The 25,180-nt window shown below is 66.4% G+C and carries 24 protein-coding genes; 10 read left to right on the forward strand and 14 right to left on the reverse strand.

Annotated features, from left to right (window positions below):
- Positions 1–192: 192 nt before the first annotated feature.
- From CLG96_RS03965 to CLG96_RS03975, 3 genes are read right to left on the reverse strand one after another with little or no spacing between them, the layout of a single operon-like run.
- A complete protein-coding gene (locus CLG96_RS03965; RefSeq protein WP_107966508.1) occupies positions 193–1,587 on the reverse strand; it encodes an efflux transporter outer membrane subunit in 1,395 nt (464 codons plus the stop codon).
- Positions 1,584–4,655, reverse strand: a complete 3,072-nt coding sequence (locus CLG96_RS03970) for an efflux RND transporter permease subunit (protein WP_243395600.1) — start codon at positions 4,653–4,655, stop codon at positions 1,584–1,586. The genes CLG96_RS03965 and CLG96_RS03970 overlap by 4 nt, the downstream gene beginning before the upstream one ends.
- Positions 4,652–5,731, reverse strand: a complete 1,080-nt coding sequence (locus CLG96_RS03975; RefSeq protein ID WP_207796549.1) for an efflux RND transporter periplasmic adaptor subunit — start codon at positions 5,729–5,731, stop codon at positions 4,652–4,654. The genes CLG96_RS03970 and CLG96_RS03975 overlap by 4 nt, the downstream gene beginning before the upstream one ends.
- 74 nt (positions 5,732–5,805) lie before the next feature.
- Here CLG96_RS03975 and CLG96_RS03980 point away from each other — a divergent pair, with 74 nt between their 5' ends.
- Positions 5,806–6,402, forward strand: coding sequence for a TetR/AcrR family transcriptional regulator (locus CLG96_RS03980; RefSeq protein ID WP_107966510.1), 597 nt, complete (start codon positions 5,806–5,808; stop codon positions 6,400–6,402).
- 53 nt (positions 6,403–6,455) lie between these two features.
- On the opposite strand, the gene CLG96_RS03985 is transcribed toward CLG96_RS03980, so the two are convergent.
- Both CLG96_RS03985 and CLG96_RS03990 read right to left on the reverse strand, forming a co-directional pair.
- Positions 6,456–7,100, reverse strand: a complete 645-nt coding sequence (locus tag CLG96_RS03985; protein WP_107966511.1) for a TetR/AcrR family transcriptional regulator — start codon at positions 7,098–7,100, stop codon at positions 6,456–6,458.
- Positions 7,097–7,924, reverse strand: coding sequence for a LytTR family DNA-binding domain-containing protein (locus CLG96_RS03990; RefSeq protein WP_107966512.1), 828 nt, complete (start codon positions 7,922–7,924; stop codon positions 7,097–7,099). Before CLG96_RS03990 ends, CLG96_RS03985 begins: the two co-directional genes overlap by 4 nt.
- 141 nt (positions 7,925–8,065) lie before the next feature.
- Between CLG96_RS03990 and CLG96_RS03995 the strand changes: the two genes are divergently transcribed.
- From CLG96_RS03995 to CLG96_RS04005, 3 genes are all read left to right on the forward strand, one after another.
- Positions 8,066–8,872 carry a MipA/OmpV family protein gene (locus CLG96_RS03995; RefSeq protein WP_107966513.1) on the forward strand — a complete coding sequence of 269 codons (807 nt, stop codon included), beginning with the start codon at positions 8,066–8,068 and terminating at the stop codon, positions 8,870–8,872.
- A 175-nt stretch (positions 8,873–9,047) separates the two neighbouring features.
- Positions 9,048–9,800 (forward strand): SDR family NAD(P)-dependent oxidoreductase, encoded by a 753-nt coding sequence (locus tag CLG96_RS04000; protein WP_107966514.1) that lies wholly within the window; start codon positions 9,048–9,050, stop codon positions 9,798–9,800.
- A 46-nt stretch (positions 9,801–9,846) separates the two neighbouring features.
- Complete coding sequence (locus CLG96_RS04005; protein WP_207796550.1) at positions 9,847–10,656, forward strand: SDR family NAD(P)-dependent oxidoreductase; 810 nt, start codon at positions 9,847–9,849, stop codon at positions 10,654–10,656.
- 15 nt (positions 10,657–10,671) lie between these two features.
- Here CLG96_RS04005 and CLG96_RS04010 read toward each other — a convergent pair whose 3' ends face one another.
- Positions 10,672–11,130, reverse strand: coding sequence for a YbhB/YbcL family Raf kinase inhibitor-like protein (locus CLG96_RS04010; protein ID WP_107966833.1), 459 nt, complete (start codon positions 11,128–11,130; stop codon positions 10,672–10,674).
- 183 nt (positions 11,131–11,313) lie between these two features.
- Here CLG96_RS04010 and CLG96_RS04015 point away from each other — a divergent pair, with 183 nt between their 5' ends.
- The 3 genes from CLG96_RS04015 to CLG96_RS04025 all read left to right on the forward strand — a co-directional run bounded on the left by CLG96_RS04015 (position 11,314) and on the right by CLG96_RS04025 (position 13,212).
- Positions 11,314–11,946 (forward strand): dienelactone hydrolase family protein, encoded by a 633-nt coding sequence (locus tag CLG96_RS04015; RefSeq protein WP_107966834.1) that lies wholly within the window; start codon positions 11,314–11,316, stop codon positions 11,944–11,946.
- Positions 11,943–12,626 carry a phosphoribosyltransferase gene (locus CLG96_RS04020; RefSeq protein WP_107966516.1) on the forward strand — a complete coding sequence of 228 codons (684 nt, stop codon included), beginning with the start codon at positions 11,943–11,945 and terminating at the stop codon, positions 12,624–12,626. The genes CLG96_RS04015 and CLG96_RS04020 overlap by 4 nt, the downstream gene beginning before the upstream one ends.
- 148 nt (positions 12,627–12,774) lie before the next feature.
- Positions 12,775–13,212, forward strand: coding sequence for a CBS domain-containing protein (locus CLG96_RS04025; protein WP_107966517.1), 438 nt, complete (start codon positions 12,775–12,777; stop codon positions 13,210–13,212).
- A 169-nt stretch (positions 13,213–13,381) separates the two neighbouring features.
- Here the strand turns inward: CLG96_RS04025 and CLG96_RS04030 are convergent, their stop codons facing one another.
- From CLG96_RS04030 to CLG96_RS04040, 3 genes are all read right to left on the reverse strand, one after another.
- Positions 13,382–13,861, reverse strand: coding sequence for a DUF2267 domain-containing protein (locus CLG96_RS04030; protein WP_107966518.1), 480 nt, complete (start codon positions 13,859–13,861; stop codon positions 13,382–13,384).
- Between the two features lie 97 nt (positions 13,862–13,958).
- Entirely contained in the window at positions 13,959–14,855 is an 897-nt protein-coding gene (locus tag CLG96_RS04035; protein ID WP_107966519.1) for a bestrophin family protein, read from the reverse strand.
- Positions 14,852–15,232: a DUF983 domain-containing protein gene (locus CLG96_RS04040; RefSeq protein WP_165799526.1), complete on the reverse strand. Its 381-nt coding sequence runs from the start codon at positions 15,230–15,232 to the stop codon at positions 14,852–14,854. Before CLG96_RS04040 ends, CLG96_RS04035 begins: the two co-directional genes overlap by 4 nt.
- A gap of 396 nt (positions 15,233–15,628) precedes the next feature.
- Between CLG96_RS04040 and CLG96_RS04045 the strand changes: the two genes are divergently transcribed.
- The 3 genes from CLG96_RS04045 (at position 15,629) to CLG96_RS04055 (ending at position 19,442) form a co-directional block, all read left to right on the forward strand.
- A complete protein-coding gene (locus CLG96_RS04045) occupies positions 15,629–16,219 on the forward strand; it encodes a sugar dehydrogenase complex small subunit (RefSeq protein ID WP_107966521.1) in 591 nt (196 codons plus the stop codon).
- Between the two features lie 126 nt (positions 16,220–16,345).
- Positions 16,346–17,734 (forward strand): cytochrome c, encoded by a 1,389-nt coding sequence (locus CLG96_RS04050; RefSeq protein WP_207796551.1) that lies wholly within the window; start codon positions 16,346–16,348, stop codon positions 17,732–17,734.
- A gap of 76 nt (positions 17,735–17,810) precedes the next feature.
- A complete protein-coding gene (locus CLG96_RS04055) occupies positions 17,811–19,442 on the forward strand; it encodes a GMC family oxidoreductase (RefSeq protein WP_107966523.1) in 1,632 nt (543 codons plus the stop codon).
- A 172-nt stretch (positions 19,443–19,614) separates the two neighbouring features.
- On the opposite strand, the gene CLG96_RS04060 is transcribed toward CLG96_RS04055, so the two are convergent.
- The 5 genes from CLG96_RS04060 to cyoA form a co-directional block, all read right to left on the reverse strand.
- Positions 19,615–20,700: an SMP-30/gluconolactonase/LRE family protein gene (locus tag CLG96_RS04060; RefSeq protein WP_107966524.1), complete on the reverse strand. Its 1,086-nt coding sequence runs from the start codon at positions 20,698–20,700 to the stop codon at positions 19,615–19,617.
- A 298-nt stretch (positions 20,701–20,998) separates the two neighbouring features.
- A complete protein-coding gene (gene cyoD, locus CLG96_RS04065; RefSeq protein WP_107966525.1) occupies positions 20,999–21,355 on the reverse strand; it encodes a cytochrome o ubiquinol oxidase subunit IV in 357 nt (118 codons plus the stop codon).
- Positions 21,352–22,008, reverse strand: a complete 657-nt coding sequence (gene cyoC / locus CLG96_RS04070) for a cytochrome o ubiquinol oxidase subunit III (RefSeq protein WP_107966835.1) — start codon at positions 22,006–22,008, stop codon at positions 21,352–21,354. The genes cyoD and cyoC overlap by 4 nt, the downstream gene beginning before the upstream one ends.
- A 4-nt stretch (positions 22,009–22,012) precedes the next feature.
- Entirely contained in the window at positions 22,013–23,995 is a 1,983-nt protein-coding gene (gene cyoB, locus CLG96_RS04075; RefSeq protein WP_423828182.1) for a cytochrome o ubiquinol oxidase subunit I, read from the reverse strand.
- Positions 23,996–24,000: 5 nt separating this feature from the next.
- Positions 24,001–24,894: a ubiquinol oxidase subunit II gene (gene cyoA / locus CLG96_RS04080; protein WP_107966837.1), complete on the reverse strand. Its 894-nt coding sequence runs from the start codon at positions 24,892–24,894 to the stop codon at positions 24,001–24,003.
- Between the last annotated feature and the right edge of the window lie 286 nt (positions 24,895–25,180).

Below are 25,180 nucleotides of genomic sequence, written 5' to 3' on the forward strand. Positions count from 1 at the left end.
TTTGACGGACTCGCCTACGGAAACGTTTGCATGATCAGGTGTGAAACAGCGGGTCCCGATCAGTGCAAATGTTTACGGAAACGTTTGCGTTGAATATCGCTGCGCCTGCGCCTTGCCAAGCGGGAAATATCGCTTCCGATTGGAGCGACCGACGATGAGGCTTGCCGGCAACAGTCCCGACGCGGGCCGCGCTCAGCGGCCGCCGAGCGCGCGGTAACAGGCGATCGCGGCGCGCGCCGCTTCGCCCTGCGACGCAGCCAATGCGGACCGCGCCTCGAGCAGGTTGCGATCGGCGTCGATCACCTCGATCAGGCTCACCTCGCCCGCGCGCCAGGCCTGCTCGGCTAGGCGCCGGGCATGGCCCGCGGATTCGAGCCGCTGCGCGAGATCGCCCGCCTGCGCCAGCGCCCCGGCGCGCGCCGCAAAGGCGGTTTCGAGATCCTCGGCCGCGCGCAGCACCGCCTGGCGATAGGCGGCAAGCGCCTCGCGCTCCACGCCGCGCGCGGCCGCCACCTCGGCATCGATCCGCCCGAAATCGAACAGGCGCCAGCGCAGTCCCGCCGCGCCCTGCACGAAATTGGCCGATCCGCTCAGCAGGTCCGAAGCCGCGTTGGCGCGAAAACCCAGCAAGGCGGACAGCGACAGCTTCGGATAATATTCGGCAAGCGCGACGCCGATCCGCGCATGCGACGCCGCCAACCGGCGCTCGGCGGCGACCAGATCGGGGCGCCGGCGCAACATTTCGCCGGGCGTTCCGGCGGTCGCGACCGGCGCGTCGGGGATGGCGCCCGGCAGTTCGAGCCCCAGCCGCTCGGCCTGCGGCTCGCGTCCGGTGAGCACAGCGATCCGGTTGAGCTGCGCCTCGATCCCGGCGCGGAGCGGAGGCAATGTCGCGCGCGTCGCGGCCGCCGACGCACGCGCCTGTTCCAGTTCGAGGCGGGAGGCCTCGTCCGCGGCATGGCGCTGCTCCACCAGCGCCACGAGCCGCCGCGAGGCCGCCTCGAGCTCGGTCGCCGCGGCAAGCCGCGTCTGGAGCGTGCGGAGCTGGACATAGGCATCCGCCGTCTCCGCCGCGACGGTGATCCGCATCGCGGCACCGCTCGCCTCGGCCGCCTCCAGCTCATAGGCGGCAGCTTCCCGGCCGCGCCGCAGCCCGCCGGCCAGGTCGATCTCCCAGCTCGCACCGCCCGACAGATCATATTGGCTGACGGTACGCGGAAAGCCGGGCGCCAGCCCCGAAAGCTGGCCCAGCCCGCTTTCGGTCGACTGGCGCTCGCGTGCCGCCCGTGCCTCGATGCGGCCCGCCGGCAGCAATTCCGCCCCGGCCGCGCGCAGCCCCGCGCGCGCGCGATCGACCCGGGCCATCGCCTGCTCGATATCCAGATTCTGCGCGAGCGCGGTGGCGACCAGCCCATCCAGCACCGGATCGCCAAATTCGGTCCACCAGTCGCCCGCCTCCCGCATCGGCGCGTTCGGCGCCCCGCGCCAGGCGTCCGCGACGGGCACGACCGGAGGGCGATAGTTCGTGCCGGCCGCGCAGGCGGCGAGCGCGGGAAGCAGGGCGAACGATATGGAACGGCGGATCATGCCGGCTTCTCCTCATGGCGCCCGGCCAGCAGCAGATACATGACAGGCGTCGCGACACGCGACAGCAGGGTGGAGGAGATCAGTCCGCCCATGATGGCGATGGCCATCGGCGAATAGAGCCCCGAATGTTCGATCGCGAGCGGCAGCAGCCCGCCGATCGCGGTGATCGAAGTGAGCAGCACGGGCAGGAAGCGCACCTCGCCCGCGCGCTCGATCGCCTCGCGCACGGGCAGCCCCTCATCGCGAAGCTGCTCGGTGAAATCGACCAGCAGGATCGAATTTTTGATCTCGATTCCGATCAGCGCGACCAGGCCGATCATCGCGGTGAAGGACAGCGAATTGCCCGTCAGCCAGAGCGCCGTCACCGCGCCGAACAGGCCGAGCGGGATGATCCCCGCGACCACCGCCACGCGACGGAAGCGGCCGAATTCGAGCACCAGCACCGCCAATATGCCGAGGATGGCGATCAGGATCGCCGCACCCAGCCCGGCAAAGCTGCTCGACTGCGCTTCCGCCTCGCCACCCAGCGAAATGCGATAGCCGGGGGGCAGCAAGATGGCGCGCTCGACCCGCGTCAGCGCATCCTGCGTCACCTGGGAGGTCAGCCGCCCCGTCTCGACATAGGCGGTGAGCGTCACGCTGCGCGCGCGTTCGAACCGGTCGATACGCGCCGGCCCACTCTGCGGCTCGGGCGCCGCGATCGCCGAAAAGGGCACGGCCGTGCCATCGGCGGAGGGCACATAGAGGGTGTCGAGCGCGGCAAGCTCGTTGCGCGCCGCCATCGGCATGCGCACGGTGACGGGATAATCATCACCATCCTCGTCGCGGAAACGGGCGGCCTGCTCGCCCGACAAAGCCAGCCGCGTGATCCGCCGCGCCGCACCCGCGGGCACGCCCAGCGCCGCCGTCTTGCCCTCGTCGATGCCGAGCGCGAGATCGGTCCGGTCGATGCGCAGCGGATTGCCGACATCGCGCACCCCCGGTGTCGCCTGGAGCGCCATCTCGGCCCGGCGCGCGAGCGACTGGAGCGTGGGAAGATCTTCGCCGCTGATGCGGATGGCGATCGGCGCCTCCACCTGCGGCCCCTGGGCGAAGGTCAGCACGCTGATCTTCGCGCCGGGATAGGCGGCGAAGTCGTGCCGCAGCCGGTCCACCAGCGCCTCGCTCTGCCCCGGCCGCCATTCGGGCAGGGACACGGCGACCTCGGCGAAGGTCGGCGCGGGATCATGCTGCGCGATATTATAATAGATTTGCGGGTTGCCGCGGCCGAGATTGGCGGCGAACCATTTGATGCCCGGCTCGCGCGCCAGCCGCTGTTCGACATGTTCCAGCGCGCGCCCCGTGCGCGCCTGCGCCGCCCCCTCGGGCGTCTCGATCCGCACCAGAAATTGCGGCGTCTCGGCGGCGGGAAACAGGCTGGTGCCGATCGCGCGGAGCATCGGAACGGCGAGCAGGCAGATGCCCAGCACCACGCCCAGCGCCAGCCAGGGCCGCTCCAGGCTGCGATGCAGGACGGGCCGGTAGAAACGGTGGATGCCGCTGTTGATCGCCCGAAGCAGCCGGTTGCCCTCGGCGGATTCATGCCGGGGCAGCAGGCGGCTGGCGAAGAAGGGCGTTACCGTCATCGCGACGAGGAAGGAGGCGCCCACTGTCGCGAGCACGGTCGCGGGCAGCGAGCGGATGAACGCGCCCGATCCCTCGGGCAAGGCCAAGAGCGGCACGAAGGCGAGCATCAGGCAGCCGGTGCAGCCGATCACGGCAAGCGCGATCTGGCCCGTGCCGCCGATCGCAGCACCGATCCTGTCCTCGCCTTCGCGCAGGCGCCGGGCGATATTTTCCGTCACCACGATCGAATCGTCGACCAGCAGGCCGAGCGACAGCACGAAGCCCGCGATCGAAAGCTGGTTGAGGCCGAAGCCCATGGAATGGATCAGCGCGAGCCCGATCAGCAGCGACAGCGGGATGGAGATCATCACCACCACCGCCGCGCGCGGCCCCAGCGGCAGCAGCGTGATCAGCACGAGCAGCAGCGCCAGCGTGAAGTCGCGCGTCAGGCGCGACAGGCGGTGGCGCACATTATCCGCCTGGAAGAAGGCGCGCTCGAGCTTGACGCCGCCCGGCAATGTCTTCTCGAACCGGTCGAGCGTGCCGTTGATGGCGTCGGTCAGCGACGCGATGTCGGCCGATTCCTTCTGCGTCGCGGTCAGGAGCAGCGCACGCTTGCCGCCGAAGCGGGTGACATGCTCCGCCTCCACCGTCTCCCAAGCAACATCGGCCACGTCGCCGACATGGACGACCGCGCCCTGCCGGCTCGTCACCGGCACCGCCTTCACCGCCTCGATGCTGGCAAAGGCGCCGCCATGGCGCAGCGTGAAGCGGCGATCGCCCGCATGGACGGAGCCGATCGGCGTTTCCTCGCCCGCGCGGGCGAGCGCATCGGCCACCGCGCTCGCCGGCAGGCCGAGCTGGGCGAGCCGGCCGAGATCGACCGCGACGCGCATCTCGGATTGCGGCGCGCCCCAATAGCTGGCGTCGCGTATGCCGGGCACGCGCTTGATATCCTCGCGCAGCCGATCCGCCAGCTTCTCCAGCCGCCGCATCGGCAGATGCTCGCTCACCAATGCCACCTCGAAGATGGAAACCTCGCTGGTGCGACCGCGCAGCACATCCATGCGCCTGATGCCCGCCGGCAGCCGCGGCCTGAGCGCGTTCACCTCGCGCACCACCTCGTCATATTTGCGGTCGGGATCGCTGCTCCAGGCGAATTCGACGCGCACGGAGGAGGCTCCGTCGGAGCTGGTCGAGCGCAGCTCGACCACATCGTCGAGCCCGTCGAGAGCATCCTCGATCGGCTTGGTCACGAGCTGCTCGATCTCGCTCGGCGTGGCGCCCGGCAGCACGGTGCGCACCGTCATGATCGGCACCGGGAATTGCGGGTCTTCCGCGCGCGGTATGGCGAAGAAGGAGTTGAGCCCGAGCAGCGCGAGCAGCGCGCAGAGCACGAGCGTGAACTGCCATCGGCGGATGAAGAAGGCGGCGGGGTTGAAGCGCATCGGAGGGATACTCACCGGATCGCGGCCTGCTGGCCGGCGCCCGACGCCGCGACGCGCACGCTCTGCCCGTCGAGCGCGTAGCCCGCGCCGGAGGTGATCAGCGCGGCGCCCGCCGGCAGGCCGGCGACAAGCGCATCCTCGCCCGAAAAGCCCGCGAAACGCACGGTCCGCTTGCGCGCCTGCGACGTCTTCGGATCGAGCAGAAAGACGGTGCCGTGCCCGTCCCGCGCCTCGATCAGCGCCTCGGCCGGGATCGGCACCAACGCCTCCGCGCCGGTAGAGGAGATAGCGATTTCCGCCGTCCCGATCATGCCGCTTTCAAGGCCCGCGCGCCGCGCCAGGGCAATTTCGACCATCACCGTGCCGGTGCGCGCGTCCGCCTGCCTGCCGATGCGGCGAACGCGGCCGGCAAGCGGAGCACCCGGCAGCGCATCGATCGTCACCCGTGCCTCGGCCCCCGGCCGGATGCGCGCCGCCTCCCGATCGGGCAGCGGCACGCGGATCAGCAGCGGGCTGGCTTCGTCCGCAACACGGATGATCGCCTGTCCCGGCGACACCACTTCGCCCGCTTGGGCGGAACGTGCCAGCACGACGCCCGAGACGGGCGAGACGAGCCGAGTCGAGCGGCTGTCGAACGAGGCCGCATCGCGCGCCGCGCGTGCCTGCGCCAGAATCGTCTGCGCATCCTGATATTGTGCGCGCGCGACGGCGCCCGTCTCCGCCAGCGCCGCCTGCCGCGTGACGACGCGCTCGGCGCGCTCGACATCGGCATTGGCCTGCCGCAGCCGCGCCGCCGCGTCGGTGGCGTCCAACATGGCGACCGGCTGCCCCACCCTCACTTTATCGCCGATATCCACCGACAGGGCGGTCATGATGCCCGGAACGCGGAAGGAAAGATCCGATTCGCGCTGCCAGGCGATACTGCCGACGCCCCGCACCACCGCGTCCGACGCCCCCGCAGCACCCACCCGCACTATCTCCACGGGCAGCGGCTCCGCCGGCGCGGCGGCGGATGGCGCCTGGCCGCAGGATGCCAGCGCGCCGGCACCCGCCATGACGCAGACCGGCGCCAGAAGCTTGATCCTGATCATCGGAACCATCCTATCGCTGATAGCCTATCAGTGATAGGTTGACCTGCTCGCTGTCAAGGGAGAAAGAAATCGGCATGGCAGGAAAAAGTCGGAACGCGGCCCGCAGCAGCCATGGCGAACGGCGCGAGGAGATTCTCGCCCAGGCGCTCAGGCTGTTCAGCGAACATGGCGTGCAGCAGGTCTCGACGCGCCAGATCGCCAGCGCGGTCGGCATCTCCCAGCCTTCGCTCTACGCCCATTTCCGCACCAGCCAGGAAATCGCGCAGGAGCTTTGCGTCCGCGCCTTCCGCCATCTCGCCGAAGATCTGTCGCGCGCGCTGGCGGGCGAAGGCGGCCGGGCCGAACGGCTGCGCCGCGCCGCACTCGCCTATGTCTCCTTCGGGCTCGACAATCCCGATGCCTATCGCGTCGCCTTCATGATCGAGAAGCTCGTCGATCATCGCGCCCAGGCGGAACAGGGGCCCGGCCTCGCCGCGGGGCTCGAAGCCTATAAATTGCTGCGCGGCGGCATAAGCGGGGCGGACGGCACCGCCGATCTCATCGCACAGAGCGTATGGGCGACATTGCACGGGCTGGTTTCGCTATTGATCGCGCGGCCCCATTTCCCCTGGGTGGACAAGGCGGCGCTGATCGACGCGCATGTCACGCGCGCGCTTGCCGGCCTCGACTGACGCCGCTGACTCGAAACCCATTCACTCGACCGCACTCAAAACAAACGCGGCAATCAAGGGCAGGCGGCACGCTCCAGCCGCTGCTCGATCGCCAGGATCAGCATCTCGATACTCGGCTCGATCAGCTGCTCCAGCCCGATGCCGAGCGTGAGCTTGTTCGAAAGATGCAGCATGGCGAGCCCGTGGAGCGTCGCCCAGGCGAAATGCGCGCCAAGCTGGACGGCCGCCGGATCGGGCTGCTCCGAAAGCGCCGCGACCAAGGCGATCAACTGATCCCAGCTCGGCGTGGCATGCGGCTCCGCGCGGCCCGGCGGGGGGCTTGCGCGCGGCATAAGGTCGAAAATCAGGCGGTAATCCTGCTCATGCTCGCGCGCGAAGGCGAAATAGGCACGTGCTGCGAGGCGGAATCGCTCGCGCGGGCCCTCGCCGCCAGCCGCCGCCTCGCGCAGCATCGTGGTGAAGCGCCCGAAGATGCCGGCGCGCAGATCGACGAACAGCGCCTCCTTGCTCGGATAATAGCGATAGGGTGTCATCGCGCTGATGCCCAGGCAGGTCGCGAGCTCGCGCATCGAGAAGCCCTGCGGCCCGCCTTCGCGCAGCAATGCATGCGCCGCATCGCGCAGCACCGCGCGCGCCGCGTCATGCCCGTCCGCCGCCAGCCAGCGCTCATGCAGTTCGGGTTGCTGCGGCTGCATCATGCCTCCCCGAACAGATCCCGCACCGCGCGCACATAGGGCTGCGATACGGGTACGAGCAGGCCATTTTCCAGCTCGACGCGAACCGCCCGCCCCTTCCGGCTGACCCTTCTCACGCCCGCGCGCGCCACCCACCAGGATCGATGCACGCGCAGGCCCGGCGTATCGCCCAGCGACGCCACCGCATCCCCGAGCCGCATCAGCAGCAGCGAGGATCCCTTGTCCGAATGGACGCGCACATAATGATCCTCCATCTCCAGGCAGTAGATGGGACCGCGCAGATGCGGCGGCAGCTTCGCCTGCAGCACATCCCGTTCCACGGGCATAGGCGGCGGGGCGGGGGCGACCTCCGGCACGGGCGCGGCCGACGGCATGGCGGGTCGGCTCTGCCGCGCCAGCAACCGGCCTTCCCGATCGAGCAGCGCGGTCGATATGCAGGTGAGGCCGCATCCGATCACGAAGATCTTGGCATAAAGCGCGAAAAGCTGATCGGCGCCGGGCCGCCAGCCTTGCAGCGCCTCGGTCGCGGGCAGGGTGACGAGCATCATCGGCAAAGCGGCGAAGCCCGCCCTCGGCGCGATGCGCGCCCATTCCGGCAGATCGCGCAGGCGCGCCAGCCGGCCGACCCCAGCCCCGGCCAGCGCCGTCAGCACGAACCATATCGCCACCAGCAGTGTCCAGAAGCCGATCCGCGAGAGAAATTGCTGCTCATAGGTCCGGAACGGGCCGAGCCAGGCGAACAGCGCGCCCAGCCCGATGGCCAGCCCGCCCTCGGCCGACAGCCGCTGCAGCCAGGAAGGCGCCGACGCATTGGCGAAATCACGCATGACGAACCCCTGCAGGCAATCATTTACAGTGTAAATTCACGAAGCGTTCGGCGCAACCGCGCATGTGCGGGCGCCATGCCGCCCTGCTTTGCCTAGGCCTGATCCGGCGTCCGGGAGACGCGTTCATGATGGAATAGGATCATGCAGCCCAGAATATTGCCTTTGCTTCTCCTCGCCGGCCTCGGCACCACCCCCGCTCTAGCGCAAAATGCCCTGGCCGTGCCCGAAGAGGATGATGGCTGGTCGGGGCTGGTGGCGCTGGGGCCGGGCGCGACGCCGGAATATGAGGGCGCGGACAGCTATCGCCTCATCCCCTTCGCCATCGCCGACGTCCGCCGGGAAGGCATCGCCTTCCAGATGCGCGGCCTGCGTGCGCGGCTCGCGCTGGGCTCGGGCGGGCTGGTCGCCGGTCCAGTGGTCAATATGCGCCTGTCGCGCGACGATGATGTCGGCGGCAGCGTCAGCCGGATGGCGAAGATCGATAGCGCGGTCGAGCTGGGCGGCTTCGTCGGCTATCGTTTCGGCGGCGATGCGCGCGGCCAGGGCGAGGTCCAGCTCGATCTGACAGACCTGTTCGACGCGTCCGACACGCATGACGGATTCCTCCTCGTGGCGAGCGCCTCCTATGCCGCGCTCCGCGCGGATCGGTTCAGCCTCAGCGTCGATGCGCAAACCACTTATGGCGACAAGAAATATACGCGCACCTATTTCGGCGTGACGCCCGCCGATTCCGCAGCCTCGGGCCTGGCGGCATATCGGCCGGGCGCCTCGCTGCGCGATGTCGGCGTGGGCGGCACGCTCGGCTATCGCTTCGACGATCATTGGGGCCTGCTCGGCCGCCTCTCCTACACGCTGCTCGTGGGCGATGCGGCGGACAGCCCGGTCGTCCGCGACGCGGGATCGCGCCATCAAGGACAGGCGGGCCTGGCGCTCTCCTACCGCTTCTAGCGGTCGCAATGCGCCCCGGCTCCGGACAGCCGCCACGGCGATGCCGTTCGGGCCGATGGCGCCGGCTCCTGCTCGCGCTTCTGGGCGCGCTGCTGCTCGCGGGCGGGCTCGCCTGGATCGGCGCCGGCCAGCATCACCACTAATTTTTTGATATATTTGGAATCAGGAGGCCATCATGGCTGGATTTGGAAAAGGCGGCGTCGTTGTCGTCACGGGCGGCGTCGGCGAAAAGCTGCGGCCGCGGCTGGAACATGCCGGATTTCGCGTCGTCGGCTGCGCGCGGAGCGGCGCCGATGTGACGATGGATCTTGGCGACGATGCATCGATCCAGGCCGGCGTGGAAGCGATATTGCGGCTCCGGGGCGAGGATCGGCTGGCAGGGCTGGTCAATCTCGCGGGCATCATCGTCGAAGGCCCGCTCGAACTCATCCCGCCCGAAGAGCTGCGGCGCCAGTTCGAGATCAATGTCGGCGCGGTCACGGCGCGTACGACGCTGCCCTTCTTCGGCGCGGTCGCCGCATCGAAGGCGGCGCTGGCCTCGCTCACCGAAACGCTGCGGATGGAATGCGCGCCGCTCGGCATCGCCGTAACGCTGATCGAGCCGGGCGCGCTCAAGACGGATATCTTCCGCAAGGCATCGGACGCACAGGCACAATCGCTGGCACGACAGCCGCGCGAAATCGTCGCCCTCTACGAACCCGCCATGGCAGCGGCGCGCACGGCGATGGCGGGATCGCCCGTCGACGATCCCGACGTGGTCGCGCGCGCGATCGAGGCCGCGCTCGTCGATGCCCGGCCGAAGCTCCGCGTGCTCGCGGGCAAGGGCACGGCGACGCTCGCGCTGCTCGGCCGCCTGCCGGCGCGGCTGCGCGACCATCTGCTCCTGAGCCAGCTCGGCATCACCAAGGCGCTCCGCACGGCATATTGATGCCCGGCTCAGCGCCCACCGACATTATCGGGAATGGACCATGGACATGAACGAAAAGACCGTTCTGATCACGGGCCCCACGGATGGCCTGGGCCATGCCACGGCGCTGCACCTCGCCCGGCCAGGGGTGACGCTGCTGCTGCACGGCCGGGACAGGCTGCGCGGCGAGCAGATATTGCGCACCGTGGAGGATGCCGGCGCGCGCGCCTTCTTCTACCCGGCGGATTTCGCCGCGCTGGACCAGGTGGAAAGCTTCGCCGATCGGGTGCTCGGCGCGCATCCCCGGCTGGATCTGCTCATCAACAATGCCGGGATCGGCTTCGGCCCGCCCTTCCAGCGCCGGCAGGAAAGCGCGGACGGGCATGAATTGCGGCTGGCGGTCAATTATCTAGCGCCCGTCCTGCTGACCGAACGACTGCTCCCCGTGCTGATCGCCGGGGCGCCCTCGCGCATCGTCAACGTCGCCTCGGCCGGCCTGCATGCGATCGACTTTTCCGATCTCATGCTGACCAGCGACTATAGCGGCTCGCGCGCCTATCGCCAGGCGAAGCTCGCCATGATCATGTGGACCTTCGATCTCGCCGAGAGGCTCCGGTCGCACAAGGTGACGGTCAACGCGCTTCACCCGGCGACCTTCATGAACACGACGATGGTCCGGCAGGGCTGGGGCATTCCGATGAACAGCGTCGATAAAGGCGTCCGCGCCCTGCTGAACCTTGCGGAGGGCGAGGCGCATACGCGGACCAGCGGCGCCTATTTTAACGGCCTCGATCCCGATCGCGCCGATCCGCAGGCCTATGACATGGCGGCCCGCCAGGAATTGCGCCGCATGACCCGCGCCCTGCTCGGCCTTTGACCCTCCGGCTGTCGCCTATCGTTCATAGATGCCGGTCAGCTCGGCCTCGGCCAATATATGCGGCCGCGCGGCGTTCCACACCGCGTCCGCCCGGGCCGAGGCCGGTATGTCGAGATGATCGGTATCGAGCGCCGCAAGCCTGAACCGATAATGATGCGGGCCATCGCCGCGCGGCGGCTGGGGGCCGTCATAGCCGGCATTGCCGAAATCATTGGCGAGCTGGTGCAAGCCGCGGCCCCGCTGCCCCTCGCCTTCTCCCAATTCATGCCGGTTGGCCGGTATATCGCAGATCGCCCAGTGGCGGAACGTGCCCCGGGGCGCGTCCGGATCCTCGACGATCAGCGCATAGCTCATCGTGCCCTCGGGCTCGCCCTGCCATTCGAGCGGTGGCGAGCGATTGTCGCTGTCACGGACATATTGATCGGGAATGCGTTCGCCGTCGGCGAAGGCCGGGCTGCTGATGGTGAGCGTCATATTCGCCTCTCCTTCATCCTTGCTGCATTTTTGCTGCATTCGGGAAGGGCATGTTTCGTGCCCCGCTCCGGAACGTCTCGATCCCTGCGGAGTTGCTAGCAGCATCCGGAATCCAGCGAATCCGTCGTCCCTAACCCTTTGGACGATCGCGCTTTCCGCAGCTTCGAGGAGCTTCAGCAAGCCATGGTGCGAGAGGCGATAGATGTCGAAATTCCACCGTTCGATCTGGCCGGCACGCTCACTCTTCCTACTAGGGGATCGGGCATCGTGCTGTTCGCGCATGGATCGGGCAGCGGCCGCTTTTCCCCACGCAACCGCCATGTCGCGCGCGGGCTTCAAACCGCCGGGCTCGGCACCTTGCTGTTCGATCTGCTGACCGAGCCCGAATCGATGATCCGCGCCAATGTATTCGACATCGCCCTGCTCGCGGACCGGCTGCTCGCCGCGACCTATTATATTCGCACGCGCGATGATACCGCCGCCGCGCGGATCGGCTATTTCGGTGCCAGCACCGGCGCCGGCGCCGCGCTCGTCGCAGCGGCGCGCGGGCAGGACGACGTCTCCGCCGTCGTCTCGCGCGGCGGCCGGCCGGATCTGGCGGGCGGATCGCTGCCCAAGGTCAGGGCCGCGACCTTGCTGATCGTCGGCAGCCTGGATCATGGCGTGATCGAGCTCAATGAGGAGGCCTATGCCAAGCTGGGCTGCGAGAAGCGGCTGGAGATCGTCCCCGGTGCGGGCCATTTGTTCGAGGAACCCGGCACGCTCGATCAGGTGATATATCTCGCGCGCGACTGGTTTGCGGAGCATCTGCAATGATGTTCACCGATCGAGCGGAGGCGGGCCGCCTGCTCGCCGAAAGACTCGGCGGGATCGCGCTCGATCGGCCGGTGGTGCTGGCGCTGCCGCGCGGCGGCATCCCTGTGGCGGCGGTCGTCGCCACAGCGCTCGATGCGCCGCTGGACATCATGTTCGTGCGCAAGATCGGCGCCCCCTTCCATGCCGAATATGCAATCGGCGCGGTCGTCGACGGCGCCAATCCGCAAGTCGTGCTGAACGAGGAAGTGCTCGCCCATATTCCCGTCGACAAGGGCTATATCATGCGCGCCCGCGATCGCGAGCTGGCCGAGATAGAGCGGCGGCGGACGCTCTATCGGGGCGATCGCCCGCCGCTCGACGTGGCCGGGCGGACCGTGATCGTCATCGACGACGGCGTGGCGACGGGCGCGACCGTCCGTGCAGCATTGCTCGGGCTGGAACGCAGCGGCGCATCGCGCATCATTCTCGCCGTGCCCGTCATCTCGGCACAGACCGCCCGGCAGTTCCGCGCGGAGGGCATTGAGGTGGTCGCCGTGCTCGAGCCGCGCGATTTCATGGCGGTCGGCCAATTCTATCGCGATTTCCGCCAGCTTCGGGACGAGGAGGTGATCGACCAGCTACGCACCGCCTGGGCCGCCGAGGGGCCGGAGCCCAGGCCGGCCGGCTCCATGCTGCCATAGTCGACGCCCACGGAACCGCCGGCTCGCAAATTGGTTCGGCCAATGCGCAGCGTACAAGCCTCGGGCGCCGACCGAACCGGCCGGCGGCCCCTGCGCATCATCCCCGATGCCCCCCTGCTCCCGATGAGCCGAGACGGAGTATAGTTCGATGAAAGTCGCCGAAATCATGACACGCAATGTCCGCATTGCGGACCCCCAGCAGCCGATCCGCGCGATCGCCGAGATGATGGCCTCGGACGATATCGGCTTCCTTCCTGTCGGGGAGAATGACAGGCTGGTCGGAACGATCACCGATCGGGACATGGTGATCCGCGCGGTCGCGCGCGGGCTCGATCCCGAATGCCGCGTCCGCGACGTGATGACCACCGATCTCAAATATTGTTTCGACGATGACGATGTGGAGAAGGTCGTCAAGAATATGGGCGACATACAGGTCCGGCGCATGCCCGTGATCAATCATGACAAGCGCCTGGTCGGCGTGATCACGCTCGCCGATGCCGCACTGCACGAAGATCCGGAGATCGCGGGCGCCGCATTGAGCGAAGTGGTCCATCCGGGCGGACAGCATAATCAGTCGCGGCACTGAGCTTTCGGACCGGCCATGGCCGGCGCTCCTCTCATGAGAGGCCGGATCGGGGGTGCCGCCATGGTCCGGCCGGCTTCCGCCTGGCGCCAATCAACGCGCCCCAACTGAAACATTGCGCTCAGCCTGAGCGCAATGAGGTGGGGATGAGCACTGCCAAATAGGGACTGCCCTATTCCTTTGCGCCCGTGACCTCGTTCCCCGCCGGCTGCCGCGCCACCCCGCCGGCACTTTCCCAGAGCGACCTCAGGCTCGCGGGCAATGCCTCGCGCACCTTGACGATCTGCCCGTCGGATACATGGCGGGACAGCACGCCGAAGACCGCATGGACTGCAACTTTTGGATCGACGGGCCGGATATCGGACAGCCATTCCGCCACTTCGGCAAGGAATTGCTCGGGCGTGTCGCAAGCGCTCGGCTGGCTGGCGGGGTGATATTGGTCATAATAGACGCCCCGGACGAGCAGCGGCAGTTGCGAGCCGAGATGGGCGGCGAGATTGACGGGCAGGCGATCGCGCAGCTTGTGCAGCACGATGCTCAGCACCTTCCAGGCGACATGCCGGTCGGGTCCGATCTCCTGCATGATCTCGCCGAGCCAGATATTGGTGATCTGCAACGTCCGGTCGAACAGGTCCAGGCCGGTGGCGCTCATGGCTGCCTCCTATTTGCAGGCGCCCCCTCAACCGCCCGAAGTCAGGGGCGGTTCCGCGCTCCGGCGGATAATGATGAGGCCGCGGGAAGCGCCAGCCTCAGAGCAGCAGATGATCGACCGGCGCGAGCGCTTCCGGCAGCGGCGAGCGGCCGAGCGCCGCCAGCAGTTCGCGCTCGATCATGCGCACCATGGCATCGAGCGGCAGGTCGTTCGCCTCGCGCCCGAACGGGTCTTCCAGCTCGTCGCCCAGCGCGTCGAGGCCGAAGAAGGTGTAGCAGACGATCGCCACCAGAAAGGGCGTCGCCCAGCCCAGCGACCCCGCCAGCGCGAAGGGCAGCAGCCCGCAGAACAGATAGGCGGTGCGGTGGAGCAGCAGCGTATAGGCGAAGGGGAGCGGCGTCGCATGGATCCGCTCGCACGCCGCCTGCACGCCCGTCAGGCCCGCCAGCCGCGCCTCCAGCACCGTATAGCGCCACTCGCTGATCTCCCCGCTCCGGGCGAGCCGCGAACAGGCGAGGCCGACCTCGCGCAGCACCGCATCCGGCAGGTTGGGCGCCTCATCGCGCACCGGATCGTCGATCCAGCGACAAGCCGCCGCCTGCTCATCCTCGTCGCGCAGCCGCGCAGCCAGCGCATGGGTGAAGCCGCACAATCCGATCAGCAACGGCTCGCGGACATGAAGGTCGAGATGCGCCGTCGCGCGGATGAAGGAGCGGATGTCCACCACGAGCTGGCCCCATTGGCGGCGCCCCTCCCACCAGCGATCATAGCAGGCATTGTTGCGGAAGCTCATGAAGACGGAGAGCGCGATGCCGATCAGCGTGAAGGGCAGGACGGAGAATCGCGCGAACAGGTCCGGATAGCGCCCCGCCAGCAGCACGGCCGCTATCGCCAGCAAAACCATCGCCGCCACGCGGCGCGCGATGCGCGGCACGATCGATCCCCGCAGCGCGAACACTATGTCGCCGAAGCTCGGCCGTGCGCGGACGATCATGGCGTGCCTCCCCCATCCTCTTTCTCCCCGCGCCGGGCCGATAGCGCGGAAAGCACGCCCAGCACGCCGCCCTTGACGAAGGGCAGCGCCAGCAATGTCGCGGCCACCACCATCGCCAGCAGCAGGAACGTCGCCAGCCACAGCGGCATCGTCCAAAAGGTTTCGATCGCCAGCGCCGGCGCCACCACGACATGGCCGGCCAGCAGGACGGTGAAATAGGAGGCGGCATCGTCGACGCGGTGACGTCCATTCTCCTCGCCGCAGACAGCACAGACCGGCCATATCTTCAGATAGCCGGCGAAGAGCGGCGCGCGGCCGCAGGCCGGACAGCGCCGCGCCAGGCCGCGCTTGAGTCCTTCGATCACCGTCTGAGGCACGTCGCCCATCCCGCCCAATGTCGCCGCGCAGCATATCGCCCGATTGGCGATGGCTTTCAAATCACATTGGCAAATCACATTGGCGGAAGAGCCGACGGACATCGCCCATCGGGCCGCGCGCCTTGCCGTGCGAGTCGCTCGAATCTTGGGATCATCATGGGATCGAACCGGGCCGGCAGCGAAAGATGGTACCCCAAAATGGCATTTCAAGGCGATTTCGGGCCTATCTGATGCTGCGGACACGTGATGTTCACCTTTTCACGTTTCCGAGACTATGGCAGAGGGCCCCACCTGAAATCGTTTTCCGACATTTTCTGATGGCGGTGACCGATATCCGACAGGGCGGTTCCTCTGTCGCGCAGGCTGTTTGGGTGAAAATTGCTGAGGGAACAGGAAATGCAGGGAGCGACGAGTCCGAGCGACGTCCATGACGAGGGAGGAGCCCCCCCCGGTCTGTCGCGACGTCGCCTGCTGCTGAATTCCGGCATTTCCCTCGTTGGCCTGCTCGCATCGTCGGTCGCGCTGAAGTCCGCCTTCGCCGCGGACGAGGGTGCGTCGATGCTCCCCGTGGCCAAGGATGTGCTCGCGCGCTTCATGGCCTTCTCGCGGCTCGCCACCGGGCATGACTCGATCGCCGACGAGCTGGGCGGGCGCCTCTACCAGGCGCTCGTCGAGCAGGACAAGAAATTCGCCGACAATCTGACCGCGCTGACGGCGCTGGTCCAGGCCAAGGGCTTCCGCGATGTCGAAAGCCTCGAAGCCGCGCTGAAGGACAATGCGCCGCTCCATGGCGCGCTGATGAGCGTCATCAGGGCCTGGTACAGCGGCGTCGTCGCCGAAGGGACGAACGCCACCGTCTATGCCTTTGAAGCCGCGCTGATGTACCAGCCGGCACGCGACGCGGTGGTCATCCCCACTTATGCCTATAACGGCCCTGATTACTGGGTGGCCGAACCGCCTGCGGTCGACGCCATGCCCCGGTTCTGACGCCGCATGAACCGCGAAATTCCGGAAATCGGAGGCTGGAAGTTGGTCGTACAATCCTTATTCGAACGCCTGGGTTCGCCGAAAAAGAACCCTCTTAAGCTTGCCTTTCTGACGATCGCCTCGGCCGTGATCGCGCTGCCGCTCGCGGCGGCGGAGCATCCGGCGGCCGTCAGCACCAAGGATGATCTGGTCAGCCGTGGCCAATATCTGTCGGTGGCGGCAGACTGCGCCGCCTGCCATACCGATCCCGCGGGCGGGCAGCCCTTCGCGGGCGGCTATGCCATCCAGTCGCCGATGGGCAAGATCTTCTCCACAAACATCACGCCGTCGAAGCAGTTCGGCATCGGCAACTACAGCCGCGACGAATTTGCCAAGGCGGTGCGTGAGGGCGTCCGCGCCGATGGCGGGCATCTCTATCCGGCCATGCCCTATGCATCCTATTCGATGCTGACGGATGCCGATATCGACGCGCTCTACGCCTATTTCATGAAGGCCGTGAAGCCGGTCGAGAAGGCGTCGCCCGAAACGAAACTGCCCTTCCCGTTCAACGTCCGCGCCTCGATGATCGGCTGGAACGCGCTGTTCCTCGGCAAGGATCGCTTCACCGCCGACAAGGCCAAGGACGATCAGTGGAATCGCGGCAAATATCTCGTCGAAGGGCTCGCGCACTGCGCCGAATGCCATACGCCGCGTAATGCGCTGATGGCGCCCAACCAGTCGGCCGCGTTCGCGGGTGGCCAGGTCGGCTCCTGGTATGCGCCCAACATCACCAGCGACAAGCTGAGCGGCATCGGCGGCTGGACCGACGAGGAGCTCTTCTCCTATCTGAAGACAGGCAAGGCGGGCGACAAGTCGCGCGCCGCGGGGCCGATGGCCGAGGCGGTCGAGCACAGCTTCCAGCATCTGAGCGACGACGACATCAAGGCGATGGTCGCTTATCTGCGCACCGTGCCCGCCATCCGCGACGCTGGCCAGACCGAGGCCAATTTCGTGCATGGCACGGCCGGAACCGACGTGCTCAAGCTGCGCGGTGTGCGCAAGCTCACGCATGAGATCACCGACATGAGCGATGGGGCGCAGCTCTATATCGCAGCCTGCGCGAGCTGCCATCAACCCGATGGCCTGGGCACGAAGGACAAATTCTATCCTGCGCTCGTCAACAACACGACGACGGGACAGCCCAACCCGACCGACCTGATCGCCGCCATCCTGTTCGGCGTGAAGCGCGAAGTCGGCGGGCGCGAGACGCTGATGCCCGGCTTCGGCGCGGACTCGCTGGTCCAGCGCCTGTCGGACGAGCAGGTCGCGGCGATCGCCAACCATGTGCTCCAGCAGTTCGGCAACAAGCAGGCGAAGGTCACTCCGGCCGATGTCGCGACGGTGCGCGCCGGCGGCCCGACGCCCCTGATCGCCTGGCTCGCCAATCCCTTCGTCCTGGGCGTGATCGGGCTGGTTGGCCTGGGTGTCATCGTGGCGGCGTTCCGCTTCATCCGCCGCCGGAAGCAGGCTCGCTAAGCCCGCCAAATCTTGATTCGGCCCGGCGAGAGCCGGGCCGGCAACAGGGCTGAGCAATCAGCCGAAGGAGTTTTTCATGGCAGAAAATCTTTCCGCCGATGTGGTGATCGTGGGCTCGGGCATTTGCGGGTCCTTCGTGGCATATGAAATGGCGAAGGCCGGGATGTCGGTGATCCTGCTTGAAGCGGGGCCGCGTTATGATCGCGCGCAGATTCTCGAAAACTGGCGCAACATGCCGCCGCACAACAAGTCCGAATATGATTATGCGACGCCCTATCCGATCGTGCCGCACGCGCCGCACACCAATTTCTTCCCGGACAATGGCTATCTGATCGTCAAGGGGCCCGATCGCACTGCTTATATGCAGGGCATCATCAAGGGCGTGGGCGGCACCACCTGGCACTGGGCGGCCTCGTCCTGGCGTTATCTTCCGTCGGATTTCAAGCTGAAGTCGCTCTATGGCGTCGGCCGCGACTATGCCATTTCCTATGACGATCTCGAGCCCTTCTACTATCAGGCCGAGGTCGAGATGGGCGTGTGCGGCCCGAACGGGCAGGAAATCGTTCCCTCCGCGCCGCGCAAGCAGCCCTGGCCGATGGATTCCATGCCCTATGGCCATTCCGACCAGCGCTTCACCGAAATCGTGAAGCAGATCGGCTTCGACAACACGCCCGTGCCGCAGGGCCGCAACAGCCGTCCCTATGACAACCGGCCCCAATGCTGCGGCAACAACAACTGCATGCCCATCTGCCCGATCGGCGCGATGTACCATGCCGTCTATCACACGCAAAAGGCCGAGGCGCTGGGCGCGAAGGTGATCCCCAATGCGGTCGTCTATGCCATGGAGACGGACGGCCAGAACAATATCGTCGCGATCAACTATTATGATCCGGACAAGCAGTCCTTCCGCGTGACGGGCAAGACCTTCGTCATCGCGGCCAATGGCATCGAGACGCCCAAGCTGCTGCTGCTCGCCGCCAATGACCGCAATCCGAAGGGCATCGCCAACAGCTCGGATCAGGTCGGCCGCAACATGATGGACCATCCGGGCATCGGCATGAGCTTCCAGGCGGCCGAGCCGCTCTGGGTCGGCCGCGGTTCGGTGCAGATGAGCTCGATCACCAACTATCGCGACGGGCCCTTCCGCTCCGAATATGCCGCGATCCAGATCGGCATGAACAATACGGCGCAAAATTCGCGCGCCGGCATGAAGGCCCTGTCCATGGGCCTGGTCGGCCGCAAGCTGGACGAGGAAATCCGCCGCCGCACCGCGCATGGCGTGGATATCTATGCCAATCACGAAGTGCTGCCCTATGCCGAGAACCGGCTGACGCTCAGCAAGGATCATCGCGACAAGCTCGGCATCCCGCATCCGGAAATCTATTATGATGTCGGCGATTATGTCCGCAAATCGGCGGTCAAGTCGCGCCAGCATCTGATGGCGATCGCCAAGGCGCTGGGCGGCACCGAGATCACGATGACCGACTTCTTCACGCCGAACAATCACATCACCGGCGGCACGATCATGGGCACCGATCCGAAGGATTCGGTGGTCGACGGCTGGTGCCGCACGCATGACCACAAGAATCTGTTCCTGGCGACGGGTGCGGCGATGGCTGCGTCGGGCACGGTCAATTCGACGCTGACCATGGCGGCGCTGGCGCTGCGCGCGGCGGACGAGATCAAGCGCGACATGCAGCACGCCTGATCCCCGGCCCGCCTCAGGGCGGGTCGCCATCGCGACATGAAAAAAGAACCCCGGCTCTCGCGAGCCGAGGTTCTTTTTTATCCGAGAGAGACGGACAACGCCCCTCTCTCCTTCAGCCGCGTCGTACCACCCGCGCTCAGGATGAGCGCAGTCAGGCGGAAGCGGGCACGGCTCAGCGATGCACCGGCTTGACGCCGAGCTTGAGCTTGTAGGTGACGATCGGGGGCTTCACCGCGTCAACGCCGCGGTTGAGCCCGGCAGTGCGGTTGATCTGCGTCGCGGGGATCCAGAGATAGCCCTGCTCGTCGATCCACATCGCGTCCATCTGGATCAGCCGGGGATCGTGGAGGATCGTGCTGATCTTGCCGTCGGGCGCGATCTTCAGCAGCCGCTGATGGTTGATATCGCTGGCATAGATCGTCCCGTCCACGGCCATGGCGGTGCCACCGGTGGATTCGGTCGCAGCGAAAGGCTCGACATGGCTTGCGAGCTCCGCGGGGCTCAGCGCGGCATCGTCCAGATAGCGCGTCTCGATCCGCGACATCGGGCCGCTCGCCGGCTGATAATAGAGCCATTTGGCGTCGGGCGAGAGCTCGAGCTGATCGGCATTGACGACGATCTCCTTGCCCTCGGGCGTCACCAGCGGCTTGCCGCTCGACAGCCAGGAACGATGCGCCGCAGTGGTGGGATGGCCGTCAAGCACGCGCCGCGCCGCGCCGCTGTCGAGGTCGAGCACGATCAGCCCGGGCTGGCCCGCATCGGTCAGATAGGCGGTGCTGCCCTTGAAGCGCAGGTCGTTGACGAAGCTGTTGCCGGTGGCGACCGCACCCAGCCTGTAGATGCGCTTGATCTGCCGCGTCTTGACGTCGATCCGCACGATCTTGGGCTGAAGCGACGGATCGCCGCCGCCATTGCCATTGGCGCCCTTGTCGACCACCCACAGGTCGCCATCGGGGCCGATGCGGATCGAATTCACGCCGACAAAGGCATTGCTGCCGTCCTTGCCCGGCGCCCAGTCATTCCAGGCGGCGTCGGGGAAGGGACGCGGCGTGCCCTTCACGACCTCGCCCACTTCGATGCCCTTGGCCGGATCCTGGCGCTGGACGGGGATGAAGATGCGGCCCGAGGCGGTCGTCGTCACGCCATTGTTGATGATGTTGAGCTTCAACGCCGGAACGAGCAGCGGGGCGGCAGCCGGAAGGGCTGCCGGAACGGACAGCGCGGCAAGCGCGACGAGAGACAGGACTGGCGGACGCATCAAAAACTCCGGGCTGGGAAAATTTTAAGTCGGCATGGGCAGCCGTTACAGCGCCCGCTTGTCCTTGTGTCGCCTTGAGGGAGGATGGGCAACCCGCCCATGGCCGAACGGCCGCGACAGCCTGGCCCCTGCCCTATGCGGCACGGTCGAGACGCGGACGACCGAAGCCCCCTTGCCCGAAAAGCATTCGGGCCGGACCTGTCGAGGGTTCCCCCGAACAGACCCGGCCCGAACATGATCCGATGAAAGCGATGATCGGCAGACCTGTCCACAACCGGGACATGTCTGCCGAAACGCCTCATTCGGTCATGGACATCGGCATCGCCATCATATTGTGATCGAGGTGATACATCACCCAGAGCGATCCGCCGACCAGGATCACCAGCACGATGGCCGTGAACAGCAGCGACAGCAGCGTCCAGCGATCGCTCGATCCGTCCACATGGAGGAAGAAGATGAGATGGACGACCATCTGCACGGCCGCCGTCCCCATGACCAGCGCCACCGCGCTGCCGCCCGTGACCGCGCCGGTCATCACCGCCCAGAAGGGCAGGACGGTTAGAATCACCGCCAGGACGAAGCCGATGGCATAGGAGCGAAGGCTGCCATGGCCGCCATGGCCGGATGCGTGGGCTTGCATGTCGTGCGCGCTCATGCCGCTGCTCCCAAGAGATAGACGAAGCTGAAGACACCGATCCAGACGATGTCGAGGAAGTGCCAGAACAGGCTGAGGCACATCAGGCGCCGGTTCGTCGTCGGGTTGAGGCCCCGAAGGCCGAGCTGGACCATCATGATCGCCATCCAGACGAGACCGGACGTGACGTGCAGGCCGTGCGTCCCCACCAGCGTGAAGAAGGCCGAGAGGAAGCCGCTGCGATCCGGCCCCGCGCCTTCCGCGATCATATGGTGGAACTCGTTGAGCTCCATGCCGATGAAGGCCAGGCCGAGCAGGAAGGTGACGGCGAGCCAGAACATCACCGCGCCACGCCGGCCGGCATTCACCGCGAGCATCGCAGCGCCATAGCTGAGCGAGCTCAGCAGCAGCAGCGCCGTCTCGACCGCCACATAGGGAAGGTCGAAAAGCTCGCGCCCGGTCGGCCCGCCCGCGAAATTCTGCGAGAGCACCGCAAAGGTCGCGAACAGCCCCGCGAACAGGATGCAGTCGCTCATCAGATAGATCCAGAAGCCGAGCTGGACGGTCGGCGCCGGATCGTGATGCTCATGCTCGTCGACGTGGAAGGCCGACGGCGGGACTGTGCCCTGGCCGTCGTCGCCGCCGGGCGTTTGGAGTATGCGAAGCGTCTTCATTGGCTCAGGCCTCCCCAGCCAGCGCCGGCGTGCGGCGGCCTTCAATCTCTGCGACCTGTTCGGCCAGCACGTAATAGTCGCGGTCCTCGTTGAACGAATGGACGATGGCGACCGCGACCGTGCCGACGAAGCTTGCGATCGCCAGCCACCAGATATGCCAGACGAGAGCGAAGCCGAGCGGTATGCAGAGCATTCCGATGATGAAGCCGGCGCCGGTGTCGCGCGGCATGTGGATGGGCGCGAAGTGGCTGGGCACGCCCGTCTGGCCGCGCTTCTTCATATCGTGCCAGGCGTCGATGTCATGCACCACCGGCGTCGCCGCGAAATTGTAGAAGGGCGGCGGGGAGGAGACCGACCATTCGAGCGTCCGTCCACCCCAGGGATCGCCGGTGACATCGCGATATTCCTCGCGCTTCCACACGCTGACGACGAGCTGGGCGATCTGGAACATGATGCCGAGCAGGATGATCCCCGCGCCCACCGCGGCGACGATCAGCCAGGGCTGCCAGGCCGGATTGTCATAATGGTTCAGGCGGCGCGTCATGCCCATGAAGCCGAGCGCATAAAGCGGCACGAAGGCGACGTAGAAGCCGATCAGCCAGCACCAGAAGGACGCCTTGCCCAGCCGCTCGTTCAGCGTGAAGCCGAACGCCTTCGGGAACCAGTAGTTGAGCGCGGCGAAGCAGCCGAACACGACGCCGCCGATGATCGCATTATGGAAGTGCGCGATCAGGAATAGGCTGTTGTGCAGCACGAAGTCGGCCGCCGGCAGCGCCATCATCACGCCCGTCATGCCGCCCACCGTGAAGGTGATCATGAAGCCGATCGTCCAGAGGACCGGCGTCGTGAAGCGCACGCGGCCGCGATACATGGTGAAGAGCCAGTTGAAGATCTTCACGCCCGTCGGCACCGAGATGATCATCGTCGTAATGCCGAAGAAGGCGTTGACGTTGGCGCCGGCACCCATGGTGAAGAAATGGTGCAGCCACACGATGAACGACAGCACCGCGATCGCCATCGTCGCATAGACCATCGACTTGTAGCCGAAGAGCGACTTGCCCGAGAAGGTCGAGATGATCTCGGAGAAGGCGCCGAACATCGGCAGGATGAGGATGTAGACCTCCGGATGGCCCCATGCCCAGATCAGGTTCACGTACATCATGGGGTTGCCGCCCATGTCGTTCGTGAAGAAGTGCATGCCGAGATAGCGGTCGAGGCTCAGCAGCGCGAGCGTGACCGTGAGGATCGGGAAGGCCGCGACGATCAGGATGTTGGTGCAGAGCGTCGTCCAGGTGAACACCGGCATGCGCATCAGCGTCATGCCCGGCGCGCGCATCTTGAGAATGGTCGCGATGAAGTTCACGCCGGCCAAGGTCGTGCCGACACCCGATATCTGCAGGCTCCACAGATAATAGTCGACGCCGACGCCGGGGCTGAAGCTGAGCTCGGAGAGCGGCGGATAGGCAAGCCACCCGGTCCGCGCGAACTCGCCCACCGCGAGCGAGACGTTGATCAGCGCCGCACCCGCAACCGTCAGCCAAAAGCTGAGCGAGTTGAGGAAGGGGAAGGCCACGTCGCGCGCGCCGATCTGGAGCGGTACGACGACGTTCATCAGGCCGATCACGAACGGCATGGCCATGAAGAAGATCATGATCACGCCATGCGCGGTGAAGATCTGGTCATAATGGTCGGGCGGCAGATAGCCCGTCGCTCCGGCAACGGCGACCGCCTGCTGCGTGCGCATCATGACCGCATCCGCGAAGCCACGCATCAGCATGACGAACGCGAGCATGATATACATGATCCCGATCTTCTTGTGGTCGACCGAGGTGAACCACTCGTTCCAGAGATAGCCCCACTTCTTGTGGCGGGTGATGAGCCACACGGTCGCGAAGGCCACCACACCCATGAAGAGCGTGGCGCCCACGATGATGGGCTCCTGGAGCGGAATGTCCTTGAGGGTGAGTTTCCCGAAGATCATGCTCATCGCATTCATTCCTGATGCGCCGGAAGGGTGTTCATCGCGGTATGTTCCTCATGGGCGACGGCCACATTTTGGGACAGGATCGCCTGATAGAGATGGGGATCGACCGATCCGAAATAGCGGACCGGGTCGCGCTCGCTCGGCTTGGCGAGCGTCTGGTAATCGGCAAGGCGAAGCGCCGCGGGGGCAGCCTTCGTCTTCTCCACCCAGCGCGCGAAACCCGCATCGTCCAGCGCCACCGTGCTGAACTTCATGTCCGAAAAGCCTTCGCCGCTATAATTGGCGGAGATCCCCTCATAGGTGCCGGGACGGTCGGCGACGAGGTGGAGCTTCGTCTGCATGCCCGCCATCGCATAGACCTGGCTGCCCAGCCGCGGGATGAAGAAGGAATTCATCACCGTGGCCGAGGTGATCTTGAAGTTCACCGGGCGGCCCACCGGCACGGCGAGCTCGTTCACCGTCGCGACATGATATTCCGGATAGATGAACAGCCACTTCCAATCGAGCGCGACGACCTGCACCTCGACCGGCTTGGCCTCGGACTCGATCGGCCGATAGGGGTCCAGCGAGTGCGAGGTGTTCCAGGCGATGACCGCAAGTGCCGCGACGATCAGCGCGGGCACGGTCCAGATCACCACCTCGATCAGGTTCGAGTGCGACCAGTCGGGCGCATAGTCCGCGGCCGTGTTCGAGGCGCGGTAGCGCCATGCGAAGAAGATGGTGAGCGCGATCACGGGTATGACCACGATCAACATGAGGAGCGTCGCCCAAAGGATCACGGATCGGTTTTCGATACCGATCGGACCATGGGGATCGAGGATGCTCCAGCCGCATCCGTTGAGCAGCATCAGCGGGGTTAGCGCGGAGAGCCTCCGCAGGCCGTGAAACCCGGGAATGTGCATCGTCGACTTTCGTTTTCGGAAGGTGGCGGAAATCAGCCGGCCCATTCACGCCAAATCTTTTCGACGCGACAACGGTCCAGCAAGCGAAGGGCGGACAGGGAAAGGGGCCCGTTTAAGGAGGGCCGAGATCGCCAGCCCCGGGCCGAATTTCCGCGGCGGCGGAGCGAAAGCGCAGCAATATGCTTAGCCTGTCGAACATTGCCGGACGCGATGCCCCTGGCCAAGCATGCTTGCAATTGCTGATTGTGCACTGCAGCTTGCCATTCAAGCAACCGCAATGGATCGC

Origin of the sequence: Sphingomonas oleivorans (genome assembly GCF_003050615.1) — a bacterium.
In the GTDB taxonomy this organism is placed as follows: Bacteria; Pseudomonadota; Alphaproteobacteria; order Sphingomonadales; family Sphingomonadaceae; genus Sphingomonas_H; species Sphingomonas_H oleivorans.